Source organism: Streptomonospora litoralis (assembly GCF_004323735.1).
Classification (GTDB): domain Bacteria; phylum Actinomycetota; class Actinomycetes; order Streptosporangiales; family Streptosporangiaceae; genus Streptomonospora; species Streptomonospora litoralis.
In genome coordinates this window covers 58,988-82,773 of record NZ_CP036455.1, presented here as the reverse complement: position 1 = coordinate 82,773, position 23,786 = coordinate 58,988, and the positions used below count along the sequence as shown (strand labels likewise).

The following is a 23,786-nucleotide window of genomic DNA, read 5'->3' as shown; positions in this document are numbered from 1 at the left end:
GCGACGATTCGACACTCGCCAGGCGCCGCGGGGCCGTAGCGCCCCGCGCAGATTACGAGGAACAGTTCACGACATGTCTCAGCCACGGCTACTCGGCGGCCGCTACGAGCTCGATCAATCCATCGGGCGGGGCGGCATGGCCGAGGTCTACCGCGCCCGTGATCTGCGGCTGGACCGAATGGTGGCCGTCAAGACGCTCCGCCACGATCTGGCCCGCGACCACACGTTCCAAACCCGCTTCCGGCGCGAGGCGCAGTCGGCGGCGTCATTGAACCACCCCTCGATCATCGCCGTCTACGACACCGGCGAGGACATGGTCGACGGCCTGGCGATCCCCTTCATCATCATGGAGTACGTCGACGGGCGCACCCTCAAGGAGCTGCTCGACGACGACCGCAGGCTGCTGCCCGAGCGCTGCGCGGAGGTCACCGACGGCATCCTGCGCGCGCTGGAGTACAGCCACCAGAACGGCATCGTGCACCGCGACATCAAGCCGGCCAACGTGATGCTGACGCGGCAGGCCGAGGTCAAGGTGATGGACTTCGGCATCGCCCGCACGATGAACGACAACCAGGCGACGATGACCCAGACGTCGCAGGTCATCGGTACCGCCCAATACCTCTCGCCGGAGCAGGCGCGCGGCGAGCGGGTCGACGCGCGCAGCGACATCTACTCGACCGGCTGCGTCCTCTACGAGCTGCTCACCGGCCGTCCGCCCTTCGTCGGCGACTCGCCCGTCTCCATCGCCTATCAGCATGTGCGCGAGGAGCCGGTCCCGCCCTCCCAGGTCGACCCCGAGGTCCCCGCCTGGGTCGAGGAAGTCACGCTGCGGGCGATGACCAAGGACCGCGAGCAGCGGTACCAGACCGCCGAGGAGATGCGCCAGGACATCCAGCGCGGCCTGCAGGGCATGCCCACCGAGGCGGGCACCATGGCCATGGCGCCCGCGGGGGCCACCAGCGCGCTCCCGCCGGTCGACGACCGCCGCCGCCGGGACGACTACGACGACGACTACTACGACGACCGCGACGAGGGCATGGGGCGGCGCAACGCGCTGTGGATCCTGCTCGCGGTCGCGGTCGTGGCCGCGCTGGGCTTCGCGGTGTGGCTGTTCACCCAGGCGCCCGCCGAGACCGTCGCGATCCCCGAGGTCGAGGGCATGTCGCAGTCTCAAGCCGAGCAGGAGCTCGAACAGGCGGGCTTCCAGAATGTCAGCGTCGATGAGCAGAACAGCGACGACATCGAATCCGGCAACGCGATCGGCACCGAACCGCCCGCGGGCCGGGAGCGCAGCGCCACCAGCGACATCACGCTGCTGATCTCGACCGGACCGGGAGCCCAGGAGATCCCCAACGTCGTCGGGCAGGATCGCGACGGCGCGACGCAGACGCTGCAGGACGCCGGGTTCGAGGTGGGCGATATCAGCGAGGAGGCGTCGTCCTCCTACGACGAGGGCCAGGTGATCCGCACCAGCCCGCCCGGCGGCCAGTCCGCCGACCCCGGAAGCCAGATCGATCTGGTCATCTCCACCGGGCCCGAACAGACCGGCGTGCCCGACGTGAGCGGCATGACGCAGGAAGAGGCGCAGAGCGCGCTGAGCGATGTCGGGCTCACGCCCAGCTTCCAGCAGGAGCCCAGTGAGGATGTCGAGCCCGGTCGGGTGACCCGCCAGGACCCCGCGGCCGGCACCGAGGTCGACCCGGGCAGCACGGTGACCGTGTGGCTGGCCACCGAGCCCGAGGAAGAGGAGGAGGAAGAGTCCCCGACTCCCACGTCGGATCCGACCCCGACGGCCACGGGACAGCCCACGGCGCCCGGGTTCCCGGGCGACTTCCCGTTCGGCGGCGGCGAGGGCGACTGACCTCGCCGGGATGCGGCGGGTGTCTCACCGCACGTCGCAGCGGGGCCGGATCGGAGCTCTGATCCGCCGAGCACCGATCCGGCCCGGTTCCGCAACGGCATTCGCGGCCTTCGTGCAGGCCATTCGGGCTTCGCCCGGAACCACCGCGGTTGCGGGCGTCCCGCAATCGCCGTAGTGGGCGTAGACTGGAAGTACCGAGACCGTCAGTTCCCGGCCGATTCGTTTTTGGAGCAGCGACCGTGCCCAAGTCCCGCAGCGATCGCAAGAAGAAGGCCGTTTACACACCCCCGCCGTCGGCGGCCAGGCCCAAGGTCAGCCCGCGCTGGGTACTGCCGTCGCTGATCGCGGTGATGGTCGTCGGCGTGCTGTGGATCGCGGTCTACTACATCGCCGGGTCGATGATCCCCTACATGAGTGACCTGGGGAACTGGAACCTGGCCATCGGCTTCGGCGGGATCATCCTGGCGCTCATTCTGAGTACGCGCTGGCACTGATACCGGGCGGGACGCAGGCGGCGACGCCTGGCGCCCGGGTTTTCCACAAGCGGTCAGAGAGGCTGTCCACAGAGTTATCCACAGGCTGTGGGTAGCTGTGTTTCGTATGCCCGAACGCCGCCGCGCCGAGTCGCCACCGGACCGCCGAGGCGCAGATGCACACGGGCCGCGGCGCTCGCCCGGCGGCCGTCTTCCGTGTCGCGTACCCGGCGCGCCGCGCCAGTGGGGCGCGGCGCGCGGTACCGCGGAGCTGGCTAGATCGGCTGTGCGCCCGCCAGGACGAACGCGACGGCCGCCACTGCGGCGACCAGCAGGGCCACACCCGACGTGGCCAGCGCGTGCGTGACGGCCTGTCGGCGCTGCCGGTCGGCGCCGACCCGGTTGGCGTCGAGCGGCAGGTAGGCGTAGCCGAGCGCAAGCAGCGAACCGGTGACCAGGCCCCCGATGTGGCCGGTCCAGGAGATGTTGGGCACCAGGAAGGTGATCAACAGGTTCACCACGAGCAGCCCGACGACGAACCTGGTGTCGAGCTGCAGTCGGCGGCCGATCACGAAGACGGCGCCGAACAGCCCGAAGATGGCGCCCGAGGCGCCGACCGAAAGCTGGTCCGGCACCACCGCCATGCTCAGCGCCGACCCGCCGACAGCGCTGAGCACCCACAGCACCGCGTAGCGAGCGTGGCCCAGCACCGTCTCGACCTGCCGCCCCACGACGTACAGCGCCAGCCCGTTGAACAGCAGATGGGGCACGCCGCCGTGCAGGAACGCCGACGTGATGAGCCGGTGCCATTCCCCGCCGTACACAACCGACTGGCCGTACATGCCGAAGGCGGATACCAGCCAAGGTGCGCCCAGCTGAGCCACGAACCCCGCTCCCATCAGGCCCAGCAGCACCCAGGTCACGACCGGCCGAGTGGCGATGCGGCCGCCGAACACGGTGCGCGAGCGCCGCACACTCCGGTTGCCTTCGGCGACGCACTCGGGGCAGTGCTGGCCGACCGGCGCCTCGCGGATGCAGTCGGGGCAGATCGGGCGGTCGCACCGGGAGCACCGCAGGTACGTCTCGCGGTCGCGGTGCCGGTAGCACGTGGGTACCGCCGCGGCGCCGGTACCGGTGCCGTCATCGGGAGTGGAGTTCATGTGCAACCGCCGCGCTAGGAGCGCTCGATCTCGACGGAGGACACGGTGATGTCACTCTGGGGGCGGTCCTGGGCGTTCGTGGCGACCTTGGAGATCGTGTCGACGACCTCGGTGCCCGAAACGACCTCGCCGAAGATCGTGTGCTTGTTGTTCAGCCAGTCGGGGGTGCCGACCGTGATGAAGAACTGCGAGCCGTTGGTGTTGGGCCCGGCGTTGGCCATCGCCAGCAGGTAGGGGCGGTCGAACTTCAGCGAGGGGTGGAACTCGTCGGAGAACTTGTACCCGGGGCCGCCGCGGCCGTTGCCCAGCGGGTCGCCGCCCTGGACCATGAAGCCGTCGATGACCCGGTGGAAGATCGTGCCGTTGTACAGCGGCTCCGTGCTCGGCTTGCCAGTGTTGGGGTCCATCCACTGCTTGGTCCCCTCGGCGAGGCCGATGAAGTTCTCTACCGTCTCGGGGGCCTGCTCCGCGAAGAGCTTGGCGACGATCGTCCCCTGGGTGGTGTTCAGCCGCGCGCGGGGCTGACCGTTGACCTCGGACACCTGGGTGTGCCTTTCCGTTGTGTTCGCTTGCCCGGTCCACGTTACCCGCAGTGGCCCGACCGCGTTCCCGCCCGATGCCCTGCCGGCGCGGGCTGTGCGCCCCTCTCCGGAACCGGCGGGTGGCCGCCTCCGGTCGGCGCGTGTCGGACCGCGGCCACCGAGACGAATGAGAAGTATGTTGGTGATAACAGGCGAATAACGCCGCAAAAGCCCTGATGAGACGCGGTCGGCGCCGCATGTGGCCACAGCCACGTGAATAGGCCGCCCGCAAGCGGGCAGGGGCACCCTGAGACTGAAAGTAAAGGAGGTCGACCGTGCCCAGAACACAGAAGCGCCACCAGGGCGGCTTCGAGACTGAGGCGGCATTGGCCCGACTGCAGCAGCTCGCACGTGAACAGTCCGACCGGTTCGGTCCCTACGCCGACCTGGCCCGGGCCAACGCCGCCGAGCGTTTCCTCCAGGCCCGCGGCTGGACCGCTCCTCGCCTGGAGACCGCGGCGCATCGCGTCGAGGACACCGTCGCGCCCCGCGTGGCAGACCTCCTCAGCTACGCGGCCAACCGGGTCGAGCCCCGCAAGACCAAGCGCGGCGGAATGCTGGCGCGCCGAGCCGGCCGCCGCGTTCCGCGCACCCTGCTCTTCGCCGGTGTGGCCGCCGCGGGCGCCGCTGCGGTGTACGGCGTGGTGCGGCTGCGCCAGGCCGCCCAGGACGCGGAATGGCAGGAGAACCTCGACCAGGCGCGCGACCAGGTCCGCGAGACCCGCGACCAGCTCGCCGCCAAGGCCAAGGGCGCCAAGGACAAGGTCGCCGGGACCGGTTCGGAGCTCAAGGGCGACGCCGAGGAGGCCAAGGAGACCACCGCTTCGGGGGCCAAGCAGGCCGCCAGCGACCTCAACGGCCGCGTCTCGCAGTGATGGCCGCCGGGGCCGATGCCCCGGCTACAGCAACGGTGGCCTCGCCGATCCGGCGGGGCCACCGTTTTCGTATCGGCCACGGCCGCGCTGAGCGGCACGCCCGAGCCCGGCTGCGTGGCTCGGGAGAGGACGCCTACTGGTCGCGGACCGGCCGCCAGGTGAGGGGGTACTTCATATCGCCGCCCACCAGCACGCTGAGGCCGGCGACCGCAGGCAGGACCATCCACCCCACGGTCGCGACGACGACTACGAGAATGGGCAGGAACAGCCAGATCAATGCCATGCCCGTGAGCGTGGCCACAGTGACCGTCAGCTGGAAGTTCAGCGCCTCGGTGATGTGCCGGCGCACGAAGGGCGAGGCGTCCTTGCTGGCCAGCAGCATCACCAGCGGGCCGACGAAGCTGAGATAGCCGGAGACGTGACCGACGCCGGCCATCAGGCGGTCGGCCGCGGAGACCGGTCCGTCGTCGACGACCGGGGTCTTCCCGGCGGTGGTCTTCCCGGCTGCCCGCGACCCCGAGCGCACCAGATCGGCGAACAGGGGCTCCAGCTCGGACGGGAACTTGGCGTTGATGGCGAGACCGAGCCGCTCCTCGAACTCGGACTCGTCCAGCTGTCCGGCGGCGTAGGCCTCCCGGAGGGTCTCGACCGCGGAGTCGCGGTCGGCGTGGGTCAGCCGCAGCTCCCCGCCGCCGGTCCGGCGGCGCTCGGGGAACGGCCCCCACCCTCCGCCTGTCGGCGGTGGAGACGGCGGTTCGTGCACAGCCACCCTCAACTCCTCGAAGCTCGGCCGCCCCGGTGGCACCCGGGTCCTTCACCATCCATCATGCGCCTCGTTCGCCGCGCACGATATGGGGGAAGCCCCTGAAGCTCCCCTGGTTCCCGGAACCCCGGGGATGGTTCCTTCGGCTTCCCAGACTATGCGCCGTTCGGCGGATGCGCCTGTGATCCGGGCAACCGCTTCCGGCCCCAACCACGCGCCGGGACGCGCGACTCTCAGGCGCACGCGGCGCGCCGATCGGTCCGCGGGTTGCCGCCTGCGCCGTGTCCTTGCGGGCGATCGGGACTGCGACCGGGGAGAGTTGGGAGGTCACCGTGGCCGCCGGGGGACGGCGCGGCGGGGGTGTAGTAGAGCAGAGCCGAGGGGGAGACAATGACCAGCGGGCCCAAGCACGAGGTGCGCGCGGAGCAGCCCTACGTCGCCATCCCGACGAAGGTTACGCCGCGGGAGTGGGGCAAGGCGGCCGCGCTCGTCACCGAGGTCCAGGACTGGCTGGGCGCCAAGTGCCTCTCCCCCGCAGGGCCCCCGTTCTTCCGCTACTGGGTCATCGGGGGCGGCGACCGCGAACACATCATGGAGGTCGGCGCCCCGGTCAACGGCGTCCCGGTCGGCGACGGCCGCGTCGTACCGGGCACCCTGCCCGGCGGCGACTACGTCACCCTGGTGCACAAGGGCGATCCCGAACGCATCGACGGCGCCCACGAGGTGCTCCAGGATTGGGCGGCCGGGCAGGGCCTCGCGTGGATACACCGCGGCACAGGCGCTAACGAGGTATGGGGCGGCCGCTTCGAGTTCTATCTGAGCGACCCGGTGCGCGCCCGCAAGGACGCCTGCGAGGTCGAGATCGCCTATCTGGTGCGCAACGCCGACACCTGCGCGGGCTGAACAGGGCGTCGTCCACCGTCAGCCGGACCGCGCGGGTTCGAAAAGGCTGATCAGTGGTTGGTGCGATCCGGCAGGGCGACGTCGCTCCGCAGGGCCTGGAGGGTGTCGATTTCTCGATCGAGGTCGCGACGCTTGGCCTCCAGACGCTCGACCTCCTCGGCCAGGAGCCGTTCCATCACTCCGGTGCGTTCCTCCGGTGACGCTTCGAGGCAAGGCAGCAGCTCCCCGATGGTAAGACTGCTGAGCCCGGCGGCGAAGAGGTGCTGGATCATCACGACGCGCTCGACCGTGGAAGGGTCGAAGTCGCGCCAGCCCCCGAACGTGCGATCCGACCGGATCAGTCCCTGCTCCTCGTAATACCGCAACGAGCGCGGGCTGACTCCGCTGGCCTCTGCGAGTTTCCCGATGAGCATCGGACCTCCTGGCGTAGTCGTGCCGGTGTTTCCACCATTGCACTTGACACCGGTGTGAAGTTCCACGGTTGGCGGGCAGCGCCCACCAGGGGCGCCGACCGACCGGAGTCGTGATGCCTACCCGAATCCATGTCTGGTCCGACTATGTATGCCCGTTCTGCCTGATCGCCGATGAGTTGATAGACCGGGCGATCGACGGCCGCAGCGATGTCGAGGTCGTGCACCACCCGCACGAGCTGCGCCCGTACCCGACACCCACGCTGCGTCCCGAAGACGCCTACCTGCCGGACATCTGGCAGCGCGTCGTCTACCCGATGGCGCGGCGATACGGCGTCGCGATGAGCCTGCCGACCGTTTCGCCGCAGCCCTACACCGGTCCGGCCTTCCGCGGCGCCCAGTTCGCCGCTGACCACGGAGTGGGCGACGCCTATCACCGGCGCCTGATGTCGGCCTTCTTCCAGGAGGACCTCGACATCGGCGACCGCGGCGTCCTTGCGCGTCTTGCCGCGGAGATCGGGCTGGACGGGACCGCATACAGTGCGGCCCTGGATCAGCCCGAGTACGCCGAACGACACCGCCGGGCGTCGGCCGAATCAGCGCAGGCGGACATCGCGGTCGTACCGACCATCCTGATCGGCGCCCGCCGCATCGAAGGCGTCGCGGCTGAAGGCGTCATCCGCCGGGCGCTCGACGAGGCGGGCGCATGAAGCGGCCCACCGGCCACCTCGAGACACTGCTGGCGCACGCCGTTCAGACCGCTATCCGCCGCGTCGAGACCGGCGGACTGCCCTTCGCGGGCCGAATCGTCATGGGCGACGGCTATTCCACCGAGCCGGAGGTGAACCGGGTCCGCGAGACCGGCGACCCCAGCGCACACGCCGAAATCGTCGCGATGCGCCAGGCCATGCGCGACCTGCGAACAGCCGACTTGGCCGGAGCGACGCTCCTTGCCACGGGCGAGCCGTGCGGCCTGTGCTATCGCTTCGCCGCCGATCACGGCGTTGAAGCCGTCGACTTCGCCGTCGATCGCCACACCGCCGCCCAGTACGGCTTCGACTACCGGGCGAGCTATGCGGCGTTGCGTACCGGGCAATCGCCCGTCACCCAGACAGCCCGTCACCTGCCCGTGGAGCACGGCGAGGCGCCCTTCACCCGGTACGCCGACCTCCACCGCCCTTAGCCCTCCGCGGGGATCCGCACCTCACGAAAGGACTGACCATGCACTGGCTCTTCCTCGGTGTCGCGGTCGTATTCGAGATCGCCGTCGCCGTATCCGCCGGCAAGGCCCAGGGCTTCACCCGCCCCGGGTGGACGTCCGCAACCCTGATCAGTGGCGGCATCGCCACCTATTTCCTCAGCCTGGCCCTGCTCACCTTCGATGTCGGCGTCGGCTACGCGATCTGGACCTCTGTCGCGGGCGTCGGAATCGTCATCCTCGGGGCCCTGCTCTTCGGCCAGCGCCTCGACTGGCGCAAGCTGCTCGGAATCGCGGCCGTCATCGGGGGCGTCGTCGGACTCCAGCTCAGTGGAGCCGCCTGACATTCCACTCCACAAGAACCCCGCATTGCCACGCCCCGGAAACGCGCCGCCAGAAAGGCCCGACATGTCCAACGACACGCGCACCGAAGCCGCTACGAACGCAGACCACGACACCTCCGTCCGCGCCTGGCTCGTCCTCCTCCTCGCCGGGCTCTTCGAGGTCGGCTACGCCCTCTCCGTCGGAGGCAGCCGCGGCTTCACCAGCCCGACCTGGTCTCTGATCGCCGTCGTCTTCTTCCTCCTGACCCTCTTCGCCCTCAGCGTCGCCCTGCGCACCATCGACGTCGGCATCGGCTACGCCGTCTGGGCCGGCGTCGGCGCCGTCGGCGCGGCGCTCCTCGGGCCGCTCTTCTTCGACGAGACCTTCACCGCCGCCAAGGCCTTCTGGCTCGCCGTGGTCATCGCCGGAGTCATCTGGCTCAAGCTCGCCGACGGCCCGAAGAAACCGGTCTCGAAACCCGTCTGATTCCCTGCGCATCGATCGCGGCTCACTCGGCAGGAGGCGTGCAACCGGCGCCCCTGCCGCGGAGGAAGCGGGGGACGCCGAGCCACGCTGGGTACCGGTACTCAGGCTGTTTGTCGGTGGCACCGACCAGAATGGGAAACATGACGACGAACGCACCGCAGCACCACTGCCCGTGCCGGATGTGCTCGCGCACCGCCCTGCGTCCCCGCCCCGACTCCCGCCACCGCCTCCACGCCCCCGCGCCGACCGATCGAGCGAATCGCACCCGCCCCACCGGGGCGAGTCGCGTCCAATCCCCTCAGTCCGCTTGAGAGGGCCGATGCCGACCTACCATTTCCGAATCGCCCTCACGTTGACCCCCAGTGAGGAGGCTCGGTACCGAGCCATGCACGGTCTCGACGACGATGACCCGTCCACCCGCGACCACCTTGCCGGCGTCATCCACGAGGAGCTTCTGGGTGCGGGCACTGAAGACGGCTGGTGGTCAGACGTGCGTGTCACTTAGATCGCGGGCCTAAAGAGGGAGCGGCGACGACGCCAGAGGGGGCCGAGCCCGCGACCGGCACACCGGGTGCCCGCCGGTCAGGATGGCCTGTGCACCGGACGCACAACGGCCGCCCGGGGGCGAACCTCGGGCGGCCGTCGTTAGTCGCGTGACCTGCGACTTCTTTCGTGGAGCCAAGGGGAGTCGAACCCCTGACCTCCGGTATGCAAAACCGGCGCTCTGCCAGCTGAGCTATGGCCCCGGTTTGATCAGTGACGATCATACCGTGTGGCGGGCAGTGCCGGTCGCTCTTTTCCGGCGCAGTGCTCGGGGCGGAGGCGGCACCGCTCGCGTGTCGGCCCAGAAGCGTGGGGGCCGCAGGGGACGACGTCCGCCCACGTCTCCGGGTACGCCGAAATCAGCCACCGGCACGCGTGGACGCGCCGTGGCTGGTGGGATCGGTTCCGGCTTAGTTGTCGCCGGCCGTGGCCTCGGTCCACAGGTCGAGCTCGGCGCGGTCGGCCTGAATCTTGCGGTAGACGGCGAACGCACCGAGGGCCACCAGCACGAGAACGATGATCTTCTTCATGGTGTGCACCCCTTCTTCGGTCTCGGATACGGATTACGGGACGAACGCGCTGCCGCCGCTGGGCCGGAGAGGACGGTCGGGATGGCTTCCTGCCGGGTTCCCCGCCTGCTGCGCGGAAGGCGCCACTAGAGAACTTTATGGGGTTGTCTCCACAGCAGACTAGCAACCCGGCGGCGCGGTTCCCGCCCGACGCGGCCGGGGTTTCGGGCCCGTTCAGGTCAGCAGTGCGAGCCGATTGAGAGTGGTGGCGGTGGCCTCGGGTGATGTGGAGGCGCCGACCAGGCGCCGCCAGACGTTCTGGCAGGCGGATACCCCTTCCTCCGACTCGACGATCCCGCCGCCGTGGGTGGCCGCGACGAACGCCAGCGACGCCTCTCCCTCGTCGAACTCCAGGACGGTGAAGGGACCCGCGCTTCCGGCGTGCAGTCCCGCGGACGTGGGCAGCAGCCGGATCACGACGCGGTCGTGGTTTCGCCCGAGATCGACGATGCGACGCAGTTGGGCGTGCAGGAGGGCGGAATCGCCGCTGACCCGGCGCAGCGCGTCCTCCTCGACGACGGCGTGGTAGCGCTCCAGACTGTCCCGTTCGAGGACCTCCTGTCGCTTGAGGAACGCGGTCACCGTGCGTTCCGTGCCGAGGTCGCCGTGGCCCTGGGCGCGGGCCAGCGCCGCGGTGTATTCGGGCACCTGCAGCAGGTCCGGGACGAGCATGCCGGCGTAGGTGTCGATCGCGACGGCTCCGGCCTCGTTGCCGACGTAGGCCGATGAGATCACGTCCTCATACTCCGTCCACCAGGGACGCAACCGCGATTCCCGGACCATCGTCAGGACGGCCTCGCGCTGGCCCCCCGTAACCCCGTAGAGCTTCAGCAGAGCGGAAACCTCCATGACGGAGGGCCATTTTCGGATACCGGTCTCGATGTGGCCGAGTTTCGCGGGGGACCATTCGAGTACATCGGCGACATCGCTTAGGGTCATTCCTGCTTCGACGCGGCGCCGGCGCAATTCCGCGGAGAGTCGGCGGCGGCGAACAGTGGGGCTGGTCATGGCGCCTGTCCCGTACACGCTGAGTACTTGCCTCGTGGCTCCAGAGAAGCACTCGACCTAGCCTCTAGCAATGAGTTTCTACAAATCGGCGGCGAACCCCCGCGTATGGGCTCCCGATCGTCCATGCGGCCCTGTTCCCGGGCGTGGCGAACGTGGCAGCCCGCGACCAGCGGGGATTCCGCAAGCCCTCGCGCGGGAGGCCACCGCAGCCGGCAGGAGAAGCGGCACGAAACCGCAAGCCGCTGCGGGAATTCGGCTCAGACCGGATCCCGTTCACTCGCACAGCCGAATGCGCCGAGTCTGAGCTGGTCAGGTGGCGGAAGGGCGGCCGGGTTCGCCCACAGCTACCCGGCCGCCCACGCCCCGTCTGCGTCTGCGTCTGCGTCTGCGTCTGCGTCTGCGGTGTCAGTGCAGCAGCTTGAGGCCGACGATTCCGCTGACGATCAGCAGCAGGCAGACGACCTTGGCCACGCTGGCGCTCTCGCCGAACCAGGCCATCCCGGCCACGGCGGTGCCTACAGCACCGATGCCCACCCACACCGCGTAACCGGTGCCGACGGGGATCGAACGCAGCGCGAACGCCAGACCGGACATACTCAAGGCGAGACCGACGGCGAAGATCAACGACGGCCAGAGCCGGGTGAAACCGTGTGACGCGGACAGCGCGAGTGCCCAGACACTCTCCAGCAGACCGGACAGAACAAGCAGCAGCCAGGCCATGATGCCTCCCGAACCGCGTCGTCTTGTCGCTGACCGGGTACGACGCACCTCGTCCGGGGGCGGCCGGGTCGACCATCTCCCATTAGGGACAACTCTGTAGGCCGATCACCTATTCCGTGTGACACATCCGTCACGTTCAGCTAGCACGAGACTCCGATCAGGTGCCGAAAGCGCGTACGATGCAAATGGACCGACGGGAGAGTGCACCCGTGCACAGGTGAAGGAAATCCATGAGTCATCCGATCGACGACACCGAGCAGCTCATCGCGAACGCCGAAGAGGAGCTTCCGCCCCCGACCCGCTCCCGGCTCATCGCCAAGCTGCGCAAAGGTGCCCACATCGACGACGCGGCGCGCGATCTCGGCGTCAGCACCCAGCGCGTGTTCTCCGCGGCCCGCATCCTCACCACGTTCGGCGAGCAACTCGACGCCACTCTCACGGCCGAGCGCGACCCCGAACTGCCCCACGGAACTCTGACCGGGTACAACAAGCGCTGCCGCTGCCCGCAGTGCCGCGGCGCGGTGAACCGCAGCCTGTGATCCGGGCGCCTGCCGCGTCGCCCCGCCGGCTCCGCCGGACGCCGAAGGCCCCGTGGCGGTGCCGTCCGCGGCGCGGCTCCGCACGGCCGAAGCGGCACCGCCTGCCGCGAAGGTGGACCGCCGACGCGTCGCGCGCGATCCGCACCGGCCGCGGAACCGGCCCGTCCGAAGCGGCCGCCGCAGCAACCGCTGTCTGTTCCCGACCTGCGGCGACGGCCCCGGTATGCCTACGACCGCGCATCGGACTCCCGGCGCGCAGGTAGATACCCGAACGTTTACTCGAAATTGGTCCGCGGAGGCTCCTAATCAGGCTTATTGATCTTGAATCCGGGGAATCCGCCCACCATGAACGAGCGTGTGGACTGGGCCGCGATGAGCGACGAAGAGTTCATGGCGCTGGTGCGCCAGCTGATGGAAACCCCCGCGGGAGCCGAATCCGAAGAGGAGTAGCACCTCCTACCCACTCCCCATAGCGGGCTTTTACGCGGGCGGCAGCCTTCGCGCCCCGCGTTCGGCGGGTGTGTGCTCGAAACCGATGCGAACCGAGCCGGACCGCCTTCACGCCCGCGTCCTTCCCGCCGGAAGGGCGCCTACGGTGCCCGCGGCCCGCAACGCGGTGTCTATGGGCAACGTGTGCGCCAGCCTCACACGTCGGCGCGGATGCACGGCGGGCGGCTCCGTCGGCCGGTATCGAGCACGGTGCCGTGAGACGGGTGCTGGGATCGCCGACCCGCCCCGGCCCGCGCAGCCCCTTCAGCCCGCCTCCGCCGAACCGCGCAGATCGAGTCTCGCCGCGTCAAGACCCAAGAACCTGCCGACGTCTGCGACCTCGGCTTCCAAGCCACTCACCAGGTCCGCGGAGAAGGGCTCGAACGGTTCGACGACTACCGTCTCGCGGTCGCGCCCCCAGCGCCACCGCGCCACGGCGCGGCCGTCGACGAGTACGGCCGGGTGGATGATCCCACCTCCCGGCGCGATCCTGTGCGCGTGGTGCTGCGGCACCGCGGCACCCCGCTCCCGGTAGCCCAGCAGGTAGCCGTCGAATCCGCCCACCAGGCGCACGGACGGGACGGGCGCTGTGCCCGGCAGCGCCTCGGCGAACTCCCGCGGAGCCCACGCGGGCCCGCGGTCGGTCGCCACTTCCGCGAGTTCTCCCGAAACCAGCTCCCATCCGCGTCGGGCCTGAGCGGCGGGCAGGCCCGACCACGACGCGAAGTCCTCGGGAGCCGCGGGCCCGTAGCCCCACAGGTAGCGCCGCGCCAGCTTGGTCAGGGCGGAGTCGGTTTCACGGGACTCCCAGGGACCGACCCATTCGCGCATCAGCACGTAGGTCGGTTCGTCGCCGCCGTCGGCAGCGATATCCGGACCGCGGCAGACGATGCCGCGCAGCGCGGCGTAGCTCACCAGGTGTGCGGGTGCCTGTCCCGAGGCGGGGACCGGGACACCGGCCTTGTTCACCTCCTCCACAAGGCGCGCCCGCGTCAGGGAAGTCCCTCCCGACAGGATGTCGCGGATCGCGTCCTCGGCCCGCGCACACACGTGGTCGTCCAGGCCGAGCTCGACGCGCCGCCTGCGGGACCGCCGCACGAACACCGGGCCCAGAAGGTCGACCAGCCAACCGGCGTCGGAGGCGGGCAGCACGTGCAGCGTGCCGCGCATCGCCCACGTCCGCACGACCGACCGCTCCTCACCGACCGCGCGCCGCACGTCTTCGGCCACCAGTCCCCCAGTGCGCGCGCGTACCGCCAGCCGCGCCGACCGCCCGTCCTGGGCCTGCACCGCAGCCGCGCCCCGCACGGCTCCGACGACGCCGGCGGCCGGCGGCCCCATGAGCAGTTGCGCATTCATCCGGGCGGCGCGAAGCCGGTCGTCGTCCACGGCGATTGGCATCCATGAATCCCTTCCTGGACTTGTCGACGTAACGACAACCTTGCCAGGAGTTCACCCCCGATCGGCCCGCTCGGCACGTGAAGACACACACCTGTACCGCAGGGGGTAGATCGGGCAGTAGGCATACCGTTGGGGCAGGGCTGCCGACGGCGAGGCGGGAGGGGTGGCCCCCCGCTCGGGGGAACCGCGACACCTCTGGGCAGAGGTGCGCAACGCAGAACGACGACGAAGCAGACCGGCACGTCGGAGGAGAGTCACAGCCATGGCGAACAACCCCACCCCCACACTGGTGACAGGCGGCACCGGCACGCTCGGACACCTGATCGTGCGGCGCCTGGCCGAGGACGGCGACGCCGAGGTGCGCGTCCTCAGCCGCCGGGCCGCGCCGGCGCAAGGCAACGGCGAGCATTGGTTCACCGGCGACCTCGCCGCCGACCGCGGACTGGACCGGGCGCTCGCCGGAGTGGAGACGGTGATCCACTGCGCCCACGCTCCGGGCTCGCCGATCGAGGAGGTTCGAGCCGCAGCGAACCTGCTGACGGCGTCCGCGCGAGCCGGGATCGGGCACTTCGTCTACATATCCATCGTCGGGGCCGACTACGTCCCGCTGGACTACTACAAGGGCAAGGTCGCGGTCGAAGAGCTCGTCGACGACTCCGGGCTGCCGTCGACGATCCTGCGCACGACGCAGTTCCACGAACTGCTCGACTGGGCCTTCGGCAAGGCGGACCCGCTGCCGTTCCTTCCGGTACCGGCCGGTTTCTGGTTCCAACCGGTCGCCGCCGAAGAGGTGGCCGACCGCCTGCTCGAACTGGCTCGCCAGGAGCCCCGGGGATGGGCGGTCGACATGGGAGGACCGGAGATCCGATCGATCGAAAGTCTGGCCGAGTCCTACGAGCGCATTCGCGGGCGGCGAGCGCGCAACCTGGCGAAGCTGCCGCTCCCGGGAAAGACCGCTTCGGCGTTCCGCAGCGGGGCCAACCTGGCCGCGGGGCATCGCGATGGGCGTCAGACGTGGGAGGACTATCTGCAGGCGACTGCGGGGGAGAGGAACCGGGAGCGGGAGGAATAGGACCGCTCCTGCGGGCGAGGATCGACTCTCGGTCTGAGACACGCTCGTGCCCCCGGTCCGGGCATAAAAAATGGGGGGCTCCGCCGAAACGGAACCCCCCACCAAAAGAAATGCGGCGGCAACCTACTCTCCCACCCCCACCATGGAGGCAGTACCATCGGCGCAAAGAGACTTAACGACCGGGTTCGGAAAGAGACCGGGTGTGACCCTCCCGCTATCACCACCGCAAACCAAACACCCCGCCAACACAAGGCAGGGAAAACCTGTGGACACGACCACCCACCCGGACCACAAAGGCCCGACAACGGCAATCGAACGTGTGCGCGAACACCCAGCATCCGTGGCGGACAAGCCCTCGGCCTATTAGTACCGGTCAGCTCCACCCCTCACAAGGCTTCCACACCCGGCCTATCAACCCAGTCATCACCTGGCAGCCTTACCCCCACCACAGGGCAGGAGACCTCATCTCGAAGCAAGCTTCCCACTTAGATGCTTTCAGCGGTTATCTCTCCCGAACGTAGCCAACCAGCCATGCCCCTGGCGGAACAACTGGCACACCAGCGGTTCGTCCGTCCCGGTCCTCTCGTACTAGGGACAGCCCTCCACAAGTCTCCAACGCGCGCAGCGGATAGGGACCGAACTGTCTCACGACGTTCTAAACCCAGCTCGCGTGCCGCTTTAATGGGCGAACAGCCCAACCCTTGGGACCAACTCCAGCCCCAGGATGCGACGAGCCGACATCGAGGTGCCAAACCATCCCGTCGATACGGACTCTTGGGGAAGATCAGCCTGTTATCCCCGGGGTACCTTTTAGCCGTTGAGCGACGCCGCTTCCACACGCCGGCGCCGGATCACTAGTCCCTGCTTTCGCACCTGCTCGACACGTCCGTCTCACAGTCAAGCTCCCTTGTGCACTTACACTCACCACCTGATTGCCAACCAGGCCGAGGGAACCTTTGGGCGCCTCCGTTACCCTTTAGGAGGCAACCGCCCCAGTTAAACTACCCACCAGACACTGTCCCCGAACCGGATCACGGCCCAAAGTTAGATGCCCGAAACAGCCAGAGTGGTATTTCACCAACGCCTCCACCACCACTGGCGTGGCGGCATCACCGGCTCCCACCTATCCTACACAAACCATCCCAAACACCAATGTCAAGCTATAGTGAAGGTCCCGGGGTCTTTCCGTCCTGCTGCGCGAAACGAGCATCTTTACTCGTAGTGCAATTTCACCGGGCCCGCGGTTGAGACAGCGGGGAAGTCGTTACGCCATTCGTGCAGGTCGGAACTTACCCGACAAGGAATTTCGCTACCTTAGGATGGTTATAGTTACCACCGCCGTTTACTGGCGCTTAGATTCCCAGCCTCACACCAAAGTGCTAACCAGTCCTCTTAACGTTCCAGCACCGGGCAGGCGTCAGTCCGTATACAGCGTCTTACGACTTCGCACGGACCTGTGTTTTTAATAAACAGTCGCTTCCCCCTGGTATCTGCGACCCCACCCAGCTCCGGACGCACAGTCCATCACCAGACGGGGCTCCCCTTCTCCCGAAGTTACGGGGACAATTTGCCGAGTTCCTTAACCACGGTTCACCCGAACGCCTCGGTATACTCTACCTGACCACCTGCGTCGGTTTCGGGTACTGGCCGCACACGCACTCGCTAGAGGCTTTTCTCGACAGCACGGGATCACTCACTTCACCAAAACGGCTCGGCATCACGCCTCACCCACATAACAGGGCAGGGATTTACCACCACCCCGGGCTACACGCTTACCCCCGGACAACCACCGCCGGGTAGAGCTACCCCACTGCGTCACCCCATCACTTGCCTACACACCCCTCGGACCCCAGACCGGAACAGCCGCAACCGCCCGAAGGCGGAAACAGCCACCAGCATGGTTAGCATCAGGGCTATCAACACGGGCGCACGCGCACGGGTACGGGAATATCAACCCGTCATCCATCGACTACGCCTGCCGGCCTCGCCTTAGGTCCAGACTCACCCTGGGCGGATCAACCTGCCCCAGGAACCCTTAGTCAATCGGCGCCGGAGTTTCCCACTCCGGTCTCGCTACTCATGCCTGCATTCTCACTCGCACACCCTCCACCACCCGTCACCAGGCGGCTTCACCGGAGTGCACGACGCTCCCCTACCAACCACACCACAAGGTGCGGCTCCACAGCTTCGGCGGTGTACTTCAGCCCCGCTACATTATCGGCGCAGAATCACTTGACCAGTGAGCTATTACGCACTCTTTCAAGGATGGCTGCTTCTAAGCCAACCTCCTGGTTGTCTCAGCAACTCCACAACCTTACCCACTTAGCACACCCTTAGGGGCCTTAGCTGATGATCTGGGCTGTTTCCCTCTCGACCACGGAGCTTCTCCCCCGCAGTCTCACTGCTGCGCTCGCTCCACCGGCATTCGGAGTTTATCTGACGTCAGTAACCCGGTCAGGCCCATCAGCCAAACAGTAGCTCTACCTCCAGGGAGCACCACACAACGCTGCACCTAAATGCATTTCGGGGAGAACCAGCTATCACGGAGTTTGATTGGCCTTTCACCCCTACCCACAGCTCATCCCCCAGGTTTTCAACCCTGGTGGGTTCGGGCCTCCACGAAGTCTTACCTCCGCTTCACCCTGGCCATGGGTAGATCACCCCGCTTCGGGTCCACAGCATGCGACTCATGCGCCCTCTTCAGACTCGCTTTCGCTACGGCTACCCCACCCGGGTTAACCTCGCCACACACCACGACTCGCAGGCTCATTCTTCAAAAGGCACGCCATCACCCCACACCCAAGTGAAGCTCTGACGGCTTGACAGCACACGGTTTCAGGTACTCTTTCACAACCCCTCACCGGGGCACTTTTCACCTTTCCCTCACGGTACTCGTCCACTATCGGTCACCAGGACGTATTCAGGCTTGACAGGTGGTCCTGCCGGATTCACACGGAATTCCTCGGGCTCCGCGCTACTCGGGAGTATGCCCCATGCGCCGTGCCCCACCTTCACCTACGGGACTCTCACCCGCTCCGGTACCGCATCCCAACGGCTTCGGCTAGCGAAACACACGCGCACCCCGGGCCGGCAGACCCGAGACAGACACATCCCACAACCCCACGCACGCAACGACTGCCGTCTATCCCACGCACGCGGTTTAGCCACCATCCCCGTTCGCTCACCACTACTAGGGGAATCACTGTTGTCTTCTCTTCCTGCGGGTACTGAGATGTTTCACTTCCCCGCGTCACCACCAACCGCCCTATACATTCAGACGGCGGCAACCCGACACGACTCGGGCTGGGTTCCCCCATTCGGACACCCGCGGATCACAGCTCGGTTGACAGCTCCCCGCGGCCTATCGCGGCCTCCCACGTCCTTCATCGGCGCCTGGTGCCAAGGCATCCACCGTATGCCACTCATACTTGGCCACCACAGATACAAGATGCTCGCGCACACTATCCACAAATCAAAACACCCGCCACACACCCAGCCACAACCCGCCGGCACCGCACCAGCCGGAGACAACCTCCAGCCCCGCAGCACCGCACCGCACCGCAGCACCAGCCGCCCACCACCGAAGAGACCAACCTCTCCAGCAGCCCACCCCCACACAAGAGGGGCCCGCGACCGGCCACCACCAAACGGCACCGGGTCTTCACCGGGGTGGCCCGGGGGAGAACAACCAGTGCGGCTGCTCCCTCAGACACCCAACAGCGCGTGTCCACTCCATGCACCACCCCGACACCCGGCCCCCTCGACCACGCGACCGCACACAGCGATCGCCGACGAGACGAACCGGCACCGTGCCGGGTCCACTTTTCGAGTCCGCCGGCCACACGACAAACAGACCGGCTTACCAAGACTCCTTAGAAAGGAGGTGATCCAGCCGCACCTTCCGGTACGGCTACCTTGTTACGACTTCGTCCCAATCGCCAGCCCCACCTTCACTCACTCCCTCCCCAGAGGGGTTAGGCCGCAAGTTTCGGGTGTTGCCGACTTTCATGACGTGACGGGCGGTGTGTACAAGGCCCGGGAACGTATTCACCGCGGCATTGCTGATCCGCGATTACTAGCGACTCCACCTTCACGGGGTCGAGTTGCAGACCCCGATCCGAACTGAGACCGGCTTTTAGGGATTCGCTCCACCTCACGGCATCGCACGCCCACTGTACCGGCCATTGTAGCATGTTTGCAGCCCAAGACATAAGGGGCATGATGACTTGACGTCATCCCCACCTTCCTCCGAGTTGACCCCGGCAGTCTCCCATGAGTCCCCACCACCACGTGCTGGCAACATGGAACAAGGGTTGCGCTCGTTGCGGGACTTAACCCAACATCTCACGACACGAGCTGACGACAGCCATGCACCACCTGTCACCGATCCCAAAAAGGACCCACCGTCTCCGATGGATTACCGGCGATGTCAAACCTTGGTAAGGTTCTTCGCGTTGCGTCGAATTAAGCAACATGCTCCGCCGCTTGTGCGGGCCCCCGTCAATTCCTTTGAGTTTTAGCCTTGCGGCCGTACTCCCCAGGCGGGGCGCTTAATGCGTTAGCTACGGCACGGAAACCGTGGAAAGTCCCCACACCTAGCGCCCAACGTTTACAGCGTGGACTACCAGGGTATCTAATCCTGTTCGCTCCCCACGCTTTCGCTCCTCAGCGTCAGGTAAGGCCCAGAGACCCGCCTTCGCCACCGGTGTTCCTCCTGATATCTGCGCATTTCACCGCTACACCAGGAATTCCAGTCTCCCCTACCTACCTCGAGCATGCCCGTATCCACTGCAAAACCGGAGTTGAGCCCCGGACTTACACAGCAGACGCGACACACCACCTACGAGCTCTTTACGCCCAATAATTCCGGACAACGCTCGGACCCTACGTATTACCGCGGCTGCTGGCACGTAGTTGGCCGGTCCTTATTCCCCACCTACCGTCAACCCCGGCAGAAACCGGAGCCTGCGTCGGTGGTAAAAGAGGTTTACAACCCGAAGGCCGTCATCCCCCACGCGGCGTCGCTGCGTCAGGCTTCCGCCCATTGCGCAAGATTCCCCACTGCTGCCTCCCGCAGGAGTCTGGGCCGTGTCTCAGTCCCAGTGTGGCCGGTCGCCCTCTCAGGCCGGCTACCCGTAATCGCCTTGGTAGGCCATCACCCCACCAACAAGCTGATAGGCCGCGAGCCCCTCCCCGACCGGAAAACACCTTTCCACACCCCACCATGCGATGAGGCGTCCTATCGGGTATTAGACCGGGTTTCCCCGGCTTATCCCCGAGTCGGGGGCAGGTTGCTCACGTGTTACTCACCCGTTCGCCGCTCGTGTACCCCGAAGGGCCTTACCGCTCGACTTGCATGTGTTAAGCACGCCGCCAGCGTTCGTCCTGAGCCAGGATCAAACTCTCCATCAAAGGTTCGAACCCTGACACGACCCGGAAAACCACCCCGAACACGGGATGGGAACCCCGGGCCCATCAAAGGAACCCCGGAACCGCCACCCACCGCACAGGCAGGCCGGCTCCACGGGGCCAAAACAAACATGGCACATAAAAACAAACACGCGCTGTTGAGTTCTCAAGAAACAACCGCTCATCCGGCACAAGCCCCGACCCGCAACCAGCGGACCCGCACAGGCTCTTCCCAAGAGACGGCATCTCCCCGCGGACCCCGCGCCTTTCCCGGAAACCACCGGGCCAAGCGCCGATCCGCTCTTTGTTATGCCTTCACGTTAGCAGGACCCCCGCAAACCCACCAAATCGGTGAAGCCGGCGAATTTCCTACTCCCGATTCGGTGCTTTCGCGCGCAGTGCCGACGAAAAGACCTGATACGGCCGCTTCGAATACCGACTGCACTCGACGGAGCACCGGATAGGGATACGGTCACGCCCACCTTGAGGTGTTCGCTGCGACCACGGAAGACCGCCGCCCGAGATGCACCGTGACTCGGCGCTCCATCAGGCGACCCGATCCACTATAGCCGCGCCCTCGGCTTAGGCCAACTCGACCCGCAGGTGATGTAGGCCACTCGCACCGCCCTCCACGGCGTGGGCCGCACCACAACAAGACCTGCGCGCTCGCGCGTTCAATACGAAAGCATTATCTTGCTAGGAAAGTAACCATGCACGTATTGGCCGGAGGTCGCCATGAGTGAAGCCGTGAAGCTGAGCATCATCTACTACTCCTCCACCGGAACGGGCTACACCATCGCCCGCGAGATGCAGGAGACGGCGGAGAAGGAGGGCGCCGAGGTCCGCCTGCGCAAGGTCGCCGAGCTGGCCCCCGCCGCGGCGATCGAGGCGAACCCGGCCTGGGCCGCCAACGTCGAGGCCACCAAGGACGTCGCCGAGGCCACGCCGGACGACGTCGTGTGGGCGGACGCCGTCGTCTTCGGCTCGCCGACCCGGTACGGCAACGTCACCTCGCAGCTCAAGCAGTTCATCGACCAGCTCGGCCCGCAGTGGCAGCAGGGCCAGCTCATCGACAAGGTCTACAGCGGATTCACCTCCACGGCCACCCTGCACGGCGGCCAGGAGTCGACCCTGCTGGCGCTGTCGAACACCTTCTACCACTTCGGCGGGATCATCGTTCCCCCCGGCTACACCGACCCGAGCAAGTTCGCCGACGGCAACCCCTACGGCACCTCGCACGTGGACGCGCAGGGCGACAGCCCTGTCGACGACACGACGCGCACCGCGGCGCAGATCCAGGTGCGGCGCGTGGTCGGCGTCGCCCGCGACCTGAAGGCCGGCCGCGCCGCCTGAGTCGGCTTCTCCGTCCGAAAGGCGCCGCATCCGGCCGGGGAGCCGGATGCGGCGCCTGCAATCAGGCCCGGCGACGGTCTCAGCTTCGGGCTTGGGAGCGCTCCCGAAAGCTGGAGGGCCGCCGCCGGACGTCAGGACGGACCCGTGCCGGTTCCGATGGCTCGGGTTTCACCAGTTCGGAATCCCCCGACTCGGGCTCCGCTAGCTCGCGGAGCAGGTGAGGTCCGGGACGGAGTTGGTCCCGCTGAAGGAGCCCTGCAGCCCGAACGCCGCGCTCTGCCCCGCGGACAGACTGCCGTTGTAGGCGACGTTCCCTGCGGTCACGCTGGAGCCGCTCATGGTGAGGTCGGTGTTCCAGGCGTTGCCGACACTCTGGCCGTCGGCATAGGTCCAGGCGACCTCCCAGCCTTCGATGTCCTCCTCGGCGGTGACTTCGACCTGGGCCACGAAGCCGTTGGACCACTCGTTCTGGACCTCGTAGACGGCCGTGCACCCGTCACCGGGCTCGGGCGAAGGGTCGTCGGTCGGGCTCGGGGTGGGCGTGGGAGTCGGCGTGGGGGTGGGAGTAGGGGTGGGGTCCACGCCGCCGTCGTAGACCGTGGCGGTCTCGGCCGTGGCGACGATGCCGTTCGCCCCGTTGAACAGGCGCTCGCCCCAGGAGGTCAGGCTGTCGGGGTTGAAGTTGTTCGTCATGTCGAGGTAGTCGACGCCGCCGCTGTTGCCGCTGTACGACCAGCCCATGTACCCGATGTCGAGCCGCTCGGCCGTAGCCAGAATGGCGTCCTCGTCGGGGTCGCCGTCGCTGTGGTTGTGGCCGAACTCGCCGACGGCGATGGGCAGGCCGTTGCCGACGTAGTAGCCGAGGTAGTCCTGGATCCTCGAAGCCTGCTCGTAGACCCCGTACATGTGGATGTCGAAGAGCAGGTTGCGGTCCGGGTCGCTCTCGAACACCTGCGCCGCGTTGTCGCGCATGGTGTTGGTCCAGTCCTGGCCCCAGTTGGGGGCGTCGACCATGATCGTGTGCTCGAAGCCGGCGTCACGCAGCCTGTTCACGGCGTCGGTGGTGTCGGGCGCCCAGCTCTCGTAACCCTCGTTGCCGTAGGGCTCGTTGCCGATGTTGAGGATGGTGTAGGCCTCCTCGCCTTCGAGCGCACTCTGGATGTCGATCCAGTAGTCCACTGCCTGGTCCAGGGTGGAGGCTCCACTCTGCTCGCCGTAGCCGGTGGTGTCGTGCACCTCCAGCACGCAGACGAGCTGGTTCTCCTTGCACTCGCTGATGACGTTGGCGACGTCGGCGGCGTCGTTGCGGTCCCAGCGGACACCGTTGCTGAGCACCACACGCACCGCGTTCGCACCCAGCGAGGCGATTTCGCCGAAGGATTCGGTCTCGCCGGTGAACCAGGAGTGCGGGTGGTTGACGCCGCGCATGACGAACGGGTTGCCGTTGGCGTCGACGAGGCGGCCGTTCTCGATGTGGAAGCCGGTCTCGGCGCTGGCCGGCTGGACCGCGAGGATGAGGGATAGGAGGAGGGTGAGGGCCGCGGATGCGGCCAGGGCGAGGCGTGTTCGCATGTGTGTTCCCAAGGTGGACGTCGTCGCGGGTCAATGACCCGGAACCTGTGTACGGACCGGCCGGCCGGACGGCTTCC

General features: G+C 67.3%; 20 protein-coding genes, 1 tRNA gene, 3 rRNA genes and 1 riboswitch. Of the genes, 11 read left to right on the top strand and 13 right to left on the bottom strand.

Annotation, left to right across the window (positions count from 1 at the left end; genetic code table 11):
* The first annotated feature begins 73 nt into the window (after positions 1-73).
* Positions 74-1,861 (top strand): Stk1 family PASTA domain-containing Ser/Thr kinase, encoded by a 1,788-nt coding sequence (pknB, locus tag EKD16_RS00340; protein WP_131096536.1) that lies wholly within the window; start codon positions 74-76, stop codon positions 1,859-1,861.
* A 239-nt stretch (positions 1,862-2,100) separates the two neighbouring features.
* Entirely contained in the window at positions 2,101-2,355 is a 255-nt protein-coding gene (locus EKD16_RS00335; protein WP_131096535.1) for a cell division protein CrgA, read from the top strand.
* A gap of 254 nt (positions 2,356-2,609) precedes the next feature.
* Here EKD16_RS00335 and EKD16_RS00330 read toward each other — a convergent pair whose 3' ends face one another.
* Positions 2,610-3,494, bottom strand: a complete 885-nt coding sequence (locus EKD16_RS00330; protein WP_131096534.1) for a rhomboid family intramembrane serine protease — start codon at positions 3,492-3,494, stop codon at positions 2,610-2,612.
* Positions 3,495-3,508: 14 nt separating this feature from the next.
* Positions 3,509-4,036, bottom strand: coding sequence for a peptidylprolyl isomerase (locus tag EKD16_RS00325; RefSeq protein WP_131096533.1), 528 nt, complete (start codon positions 4,034-4,036; stop codon positions 3,509-3,511).
* A gap of 314 nt (positions 4,037-4,350) precedes the next feature.
* Here EKD16_RS00325 and EKD16_RS00320 point away from each other — a divergent pair, with 314 nt between their 5' ends.
* Entirely contained in the window at positions 4,351-4,950 is a 600-nt protein-coding gene (locus EKD16_RS00320; protein ID WP_131096532.1) for a hypothetical protein, read from the top strand.
* Between the two features lie 133 nt (positions 4,951-5,083).
* Here EKD16_RS00320 and EKD16_RS00315 read toward each other — a convergent pair whose 3' ends face one another.
* Positions 5,084-5,719, bottom strand: coding sequence for a DUF1707 and DUF4870 domain-containing protein (locus tag EKD16_RS00315; RefSeq protein WP_165498460.1), 636 nt, complete (start codon positions 5,717-5,719; stop codon positions 5,084-5,086).
* A 384-nt stretch (positions 5,720-6,103) separates the two neighbouring features.
* Between EKD16_RS00315 and EKD16_RS00310 the strand changes: the two genes are divergently transcribed.
* Positions 6,104-6,616 carry a GyrI-like domain-containing protein gene (locus EKD16_RS00310; RefSeq protein ID WP_131096530.1) on the top strand — a complete coding sequence of 171 codons (513 nt, stop codon included), beginning with the start codon at positions 6,104-6,106 and terminating at the stop codon, positions 6,614-6,616.
* A gap of 50 nt (positions 6,617-6,666) precedes the next feature.
* Here EKD16_RS00310 and EKD16_RS00305 read toward each other — a convergent pair whose 3' ends face one another.
* Positions 6,667-7,029 carry a MerR family transcriptional regulator gene (locus tag EKD16_RS00305; RefSeq protein WP_131096529.1) on the bottom strand — a complete coding sequence of 121 codons (363 nt, stop codon included), beginning with the start codon at positions 7,027-7,029 and terminating at the stop codon, positions 6,667-6,669.
* A gap of 113 nt (positions 7,030-7,142) precedes the next feature.
* Between EKD16_RS00305 and EKD16_RS00300 the strand changes: the two genes are divergently transcribed.
* The 4 genes from EKD16_RS00300 to EKD16_RS00285 all read left to right on the top strand — a co-directional run bounded on the left by EKD16_RS00300 (position 7,143) and on the right by EKD16_RS00285 (position 9,034).
* Positions 7,143-7,736, top strand: a complete 594-nt coding sequence (locus EKD16_RS00300; RefSeq protein ID WP_131096528.1) for a DsbA family oxidoreductase — start codon at positions 7,143-7,145, stop codon at positions 7,734-7,736.
* A complete protein-coding gene (locus tag EKD16_RS00295) occupies positions 7,733-8,209 on the top strand; it encodes a deaminase (RefSeq protein WP_131096527.1) in 477 nt (158 codons plus the stop codon). The genes EKD16_RS00300 and EKD16_RS00295 overlap by 4 nt, the downstream gene beginning before the upstream one ends.
* Before the next feature lie 38 nt (positions 8,210-8,247).
* A complete protein-coding gene (locus EKD16_RS00290) occupies positions 8,248-8,568 on the top strand; it encodes a DMT family transporter (protein WP_131096526.1) in 321 nt (106 codons plus the stop codon).
* A gap of 64 nt (positions 8,569-8,632) precedes the next feature.
* Positions 8,633-9,034 (top strand): DMT family transporter, encoded by a 402-nt coding sequence (locus tag EKD16_RS00285; protein WP_131096525.1) that lies wholly within the window; start codon positions 8,633-8,635, stop codon positions 9,032-9,034.
* 673 nt (positions 9,035-9,707) lie between these two features.
* Here EKD16_RS00285 and EKD16_RS00280 read toward each other — a convergent pair.
* From EKD16_RS00280 to EKD16_RS00270, 4 genes are all read right to left on the bottom strand, one after another.
* Positions 9,708-9,780, bottom strand: a tRNA-Ala gene (locus tag EKD16_RS00280).
* A 207-nt stretch (positions 9,781-9,987) separates the two neighbouring features.
* Complete coding sequence (locus EKD16_RS25920; RefSeq protein WP_217783044.1) at positions 9,988-10,107, bottom strand: DLW-39 family protein; 120 nt, start codon at positions 10,105-10,107, stop codon at positions 9,988-9,990.
* Positions 10,108-10,320: 213 nt separating this feature from the next.
* Positions 10,321-11,085, bottom strand: coding sequence for a helix-turn-helix domain-containing protein (locus tag EKD16_RS00275; RefSeq protein ID WP_242677159.1), 765 nt, complete (start codon positions 11,083-11,085; stop codon positions 10,321-10,323).
* 474 nt (positions 11,086-11,559) lie between these two features.
* Positions 11,560-11,874, bottom strand: coding sequence for a DMT family transporter (locus EKD16_RS00270; protein ID WP_131096523.1), 315 nt, complete (start codon positions 11,872-11,874; stop codon positions 11,560-11,562).
* Between the two features lie 12 nt (positions 11,875-11,886).
* Positions 11,887-11,954: riboswitch (guanidine-III (ykkC-III) riboswitch) on the bottom strand.
* Between the two features lie 150 nt (positions 11,955-12,104).
* On the opposite strand from EKD16_RS00270, the gene EKD16_RS00265 reads away from it, so the two are divergent.
* Positions 12,105-12,413 (top strand): hypothetical protein, encoded by a 309-nt coding sequence (locus EKD16_RS00265; protein WP_131096522.1) that lies wholly within the window; start codon positions 12,105-12,107, stop codon positions 12,411-12,413.
* Between the two features lie 753 nt (positions 12,414-13,166).
* Here EKD16_RS00265 and EKD16_RS00260 read toward each other — a convergent pair.
* A complete protein-coding gene (locus tag EKD16_RS00260; RefSeq protein ID WP_131096521.1) occupies positions 13,167-14,303 on the bottom strand; it encodes a winged helix DNA-binding domain-containing protein in 1,137 nt (378 codons plus the stop codon).
* A 262-nt stretch (positions 14,304-14,565) separates the two neighbouring features.
* Between EKD16_RS00260 and EKD16_RS00255 the strand changes: the two genes are divergently transcribed.
* Positions 14,566-15,375, top strand: coding sequence for an SDR family oxidoreductase (locus EKD16_RS00255; RefSeq protein WP_131096520.1), 810 nt, complete (start codon positions 14,566-14,568; stop codon positions 15,373-15,375).
* A gap of 110 nt (positions 15,376-15,485) precedes the next feature.
* On the opposite strand, the gene rrf is transcribed toward EKD16_RS00255, so the two are convergent.
* From rrf to EKD16_RS00240, 3 genes are all read right to left on the bottom strand, one after another.
* Positions 15,486-15,603: ribosomal RNA gene (gene rrf, locus EKD16_RS00250) — 5S ribosomal RNA — on the bottom strand.
* Positions 15,604-15,717: 114 nt separating this feature from the next.
* A 23S ribosomal RNA gene (locus EKD16_RS00245) occupies positions 15,718-18,810 on the bottom strand.
* A 441-nt stretch (positions 18,811-19,251) separates the two neighbouring features.
* Positions 19,252-20,787 (bottom strand): 16S ribosomal RNA (locus tag EKD16_RS00240).
* The 16S, 23S and 5S rRNA genes sit together here, the layout of an rRNA operon.
* A gap of 732 nt (positions 20,788-21,519) precedes the next feature.
* On the opposite strand from EKD16_RS00240, the gene wrbA reads away from it, so the two are divergent.
* On the top strand, positions 21,520-22,137 hold the full coding sequence (wrbA, locus tag EKD16_RS00235) for an NAD(P)H:quinone oxidoreductase (protein WP_131096519.1): 618 nt from the start codon (positions 21,520-21,522) through the stop codon (positions 22,135-22,137).
* Between the two features lie 201 nt (positions 22,138-22,338).
* Here wrbA and EKD16_RS00230 read toward each other — a convergent pair whose 3' ends face one another.
* Positions 22,339-23,709, bottom strand: a complete 1,371-nt coding sequence (locus EKD16_RS00230) for a cellulase family glycosylhydrolase (protein WP_131096518.1) — start codon at positions 23,707-23,709, stop codon at positions 22,339-22,341.
* Between the last annotated feature and the right edge of the window lie 77 nt (positions 23,710-23,786).

Coding starts and splice junctions, on each gene's coding strand:
- pknB (WP_131096536.1), top strand. CDS start 74: ATGTCTCAGCCACGGCTACTCGGCGGCCGCTACGAGCTCGATCAATCC.
- EKD16_RS00330 (WP_131096534.1), bottom strand. CDS start 3,494: ATGAACTCCACTCCCGATGACGGCACCGGTACCGGCGCCGCGGCGGTA.
- EKD16_RS00310 (WP_131096530.1), top strand. CDS start 6,104: ATGACCAGCGGGCCCAAGCACGAGGTGCGCGCGGAGCAGCCCTACGTC.
- EKD16_RS00305 (WP_131096529.1), bottom strand. CDS start 7,029: ATGCTCATCGGGAAACTCGCAGAGGCCAGCGGAGTCAGCCCGCGCTCG.
- EKD16_RS00300 (WP_131096528.1), top strand. CDS start 7,143: ATGCCTACCCGAATCCATGTCTGGTCCGACTATGTATGCCCGTTCTGC.
- EKD16_RS00295 (WP_131096527.1), top strand. CDS start 7,733: ATGAAGCGGCCCACCGGCCACCTCGAGACACTGCTGGCGCACGCCGTT.
- EKD16_RS00290 (WP_131096526.1), top strand. CDS start 8,248: ATGCACTGGCTCTTCCTCGGTGTCGCGGTCGTATTCGAGATCGCCGTC.
- EKD16_RS00285 (WP_131096525.1), top strand. CDS start 8,633: ATGTCCAACGACACGCGCACCGAAGCCGCTACGAACGCAGACCACGAC.
- EKD16_RS25920 (WP_217783044.1), bottom strand. CDS start 10,107: ATGAAGAAGATCATCGTTCTCGTGCTGGTGGCCCTCGGTGCGTTCGCC.
- EKD16_RS00275 (WP_242677159.1), bottom strand. CDS start 11,085: ATGACCCTAAGCGATGTCGCCGATGTACTCGAATGGTCCCCCGCGAAA.
- EKD16_RS00270 (WP_131096523.1), bottom strand. CDS start 11,874: ATGGCCTGGCTGCTGCTTGTTCTGTCCGGTCTGCTGGAGAGTGTCTGG.
- EKD16_RS00265 (WP_131096522.1), top strand. CDS start 12,105: ATGAGTCATCCGATCGACGACACCGAGCAGCTCATCGCGAACGCCGAA.
- EKD16_RS00260 (WP_131096521.1), bottom strand. CDS start 14,303: ATGCCAATCGCCGTGGACGACGACCGGCTTCGCGCCGCCCGGATGAAT.
- EKD16_RS00255 (WP_131096520.1), top strand. CDS start 14,566: ATGGCGAACAACCCCACCCCCACACTGGTGACAGGCGGCACCGGCACG.
- wrbA (WP_131096519.1), top strand. CDS start 21,520: ATGAGTGAAGCCGTGAAGCTGAGCATCATCTACTACTCCTCCACCGGA.
- EKD16_RS00230 (WP_131096518.1), bottom strand. CDS start 23,709: ATGCGAACACGCCTCGCCCTGGCCGCATCCGCGGCCCTCACCCTCCTC.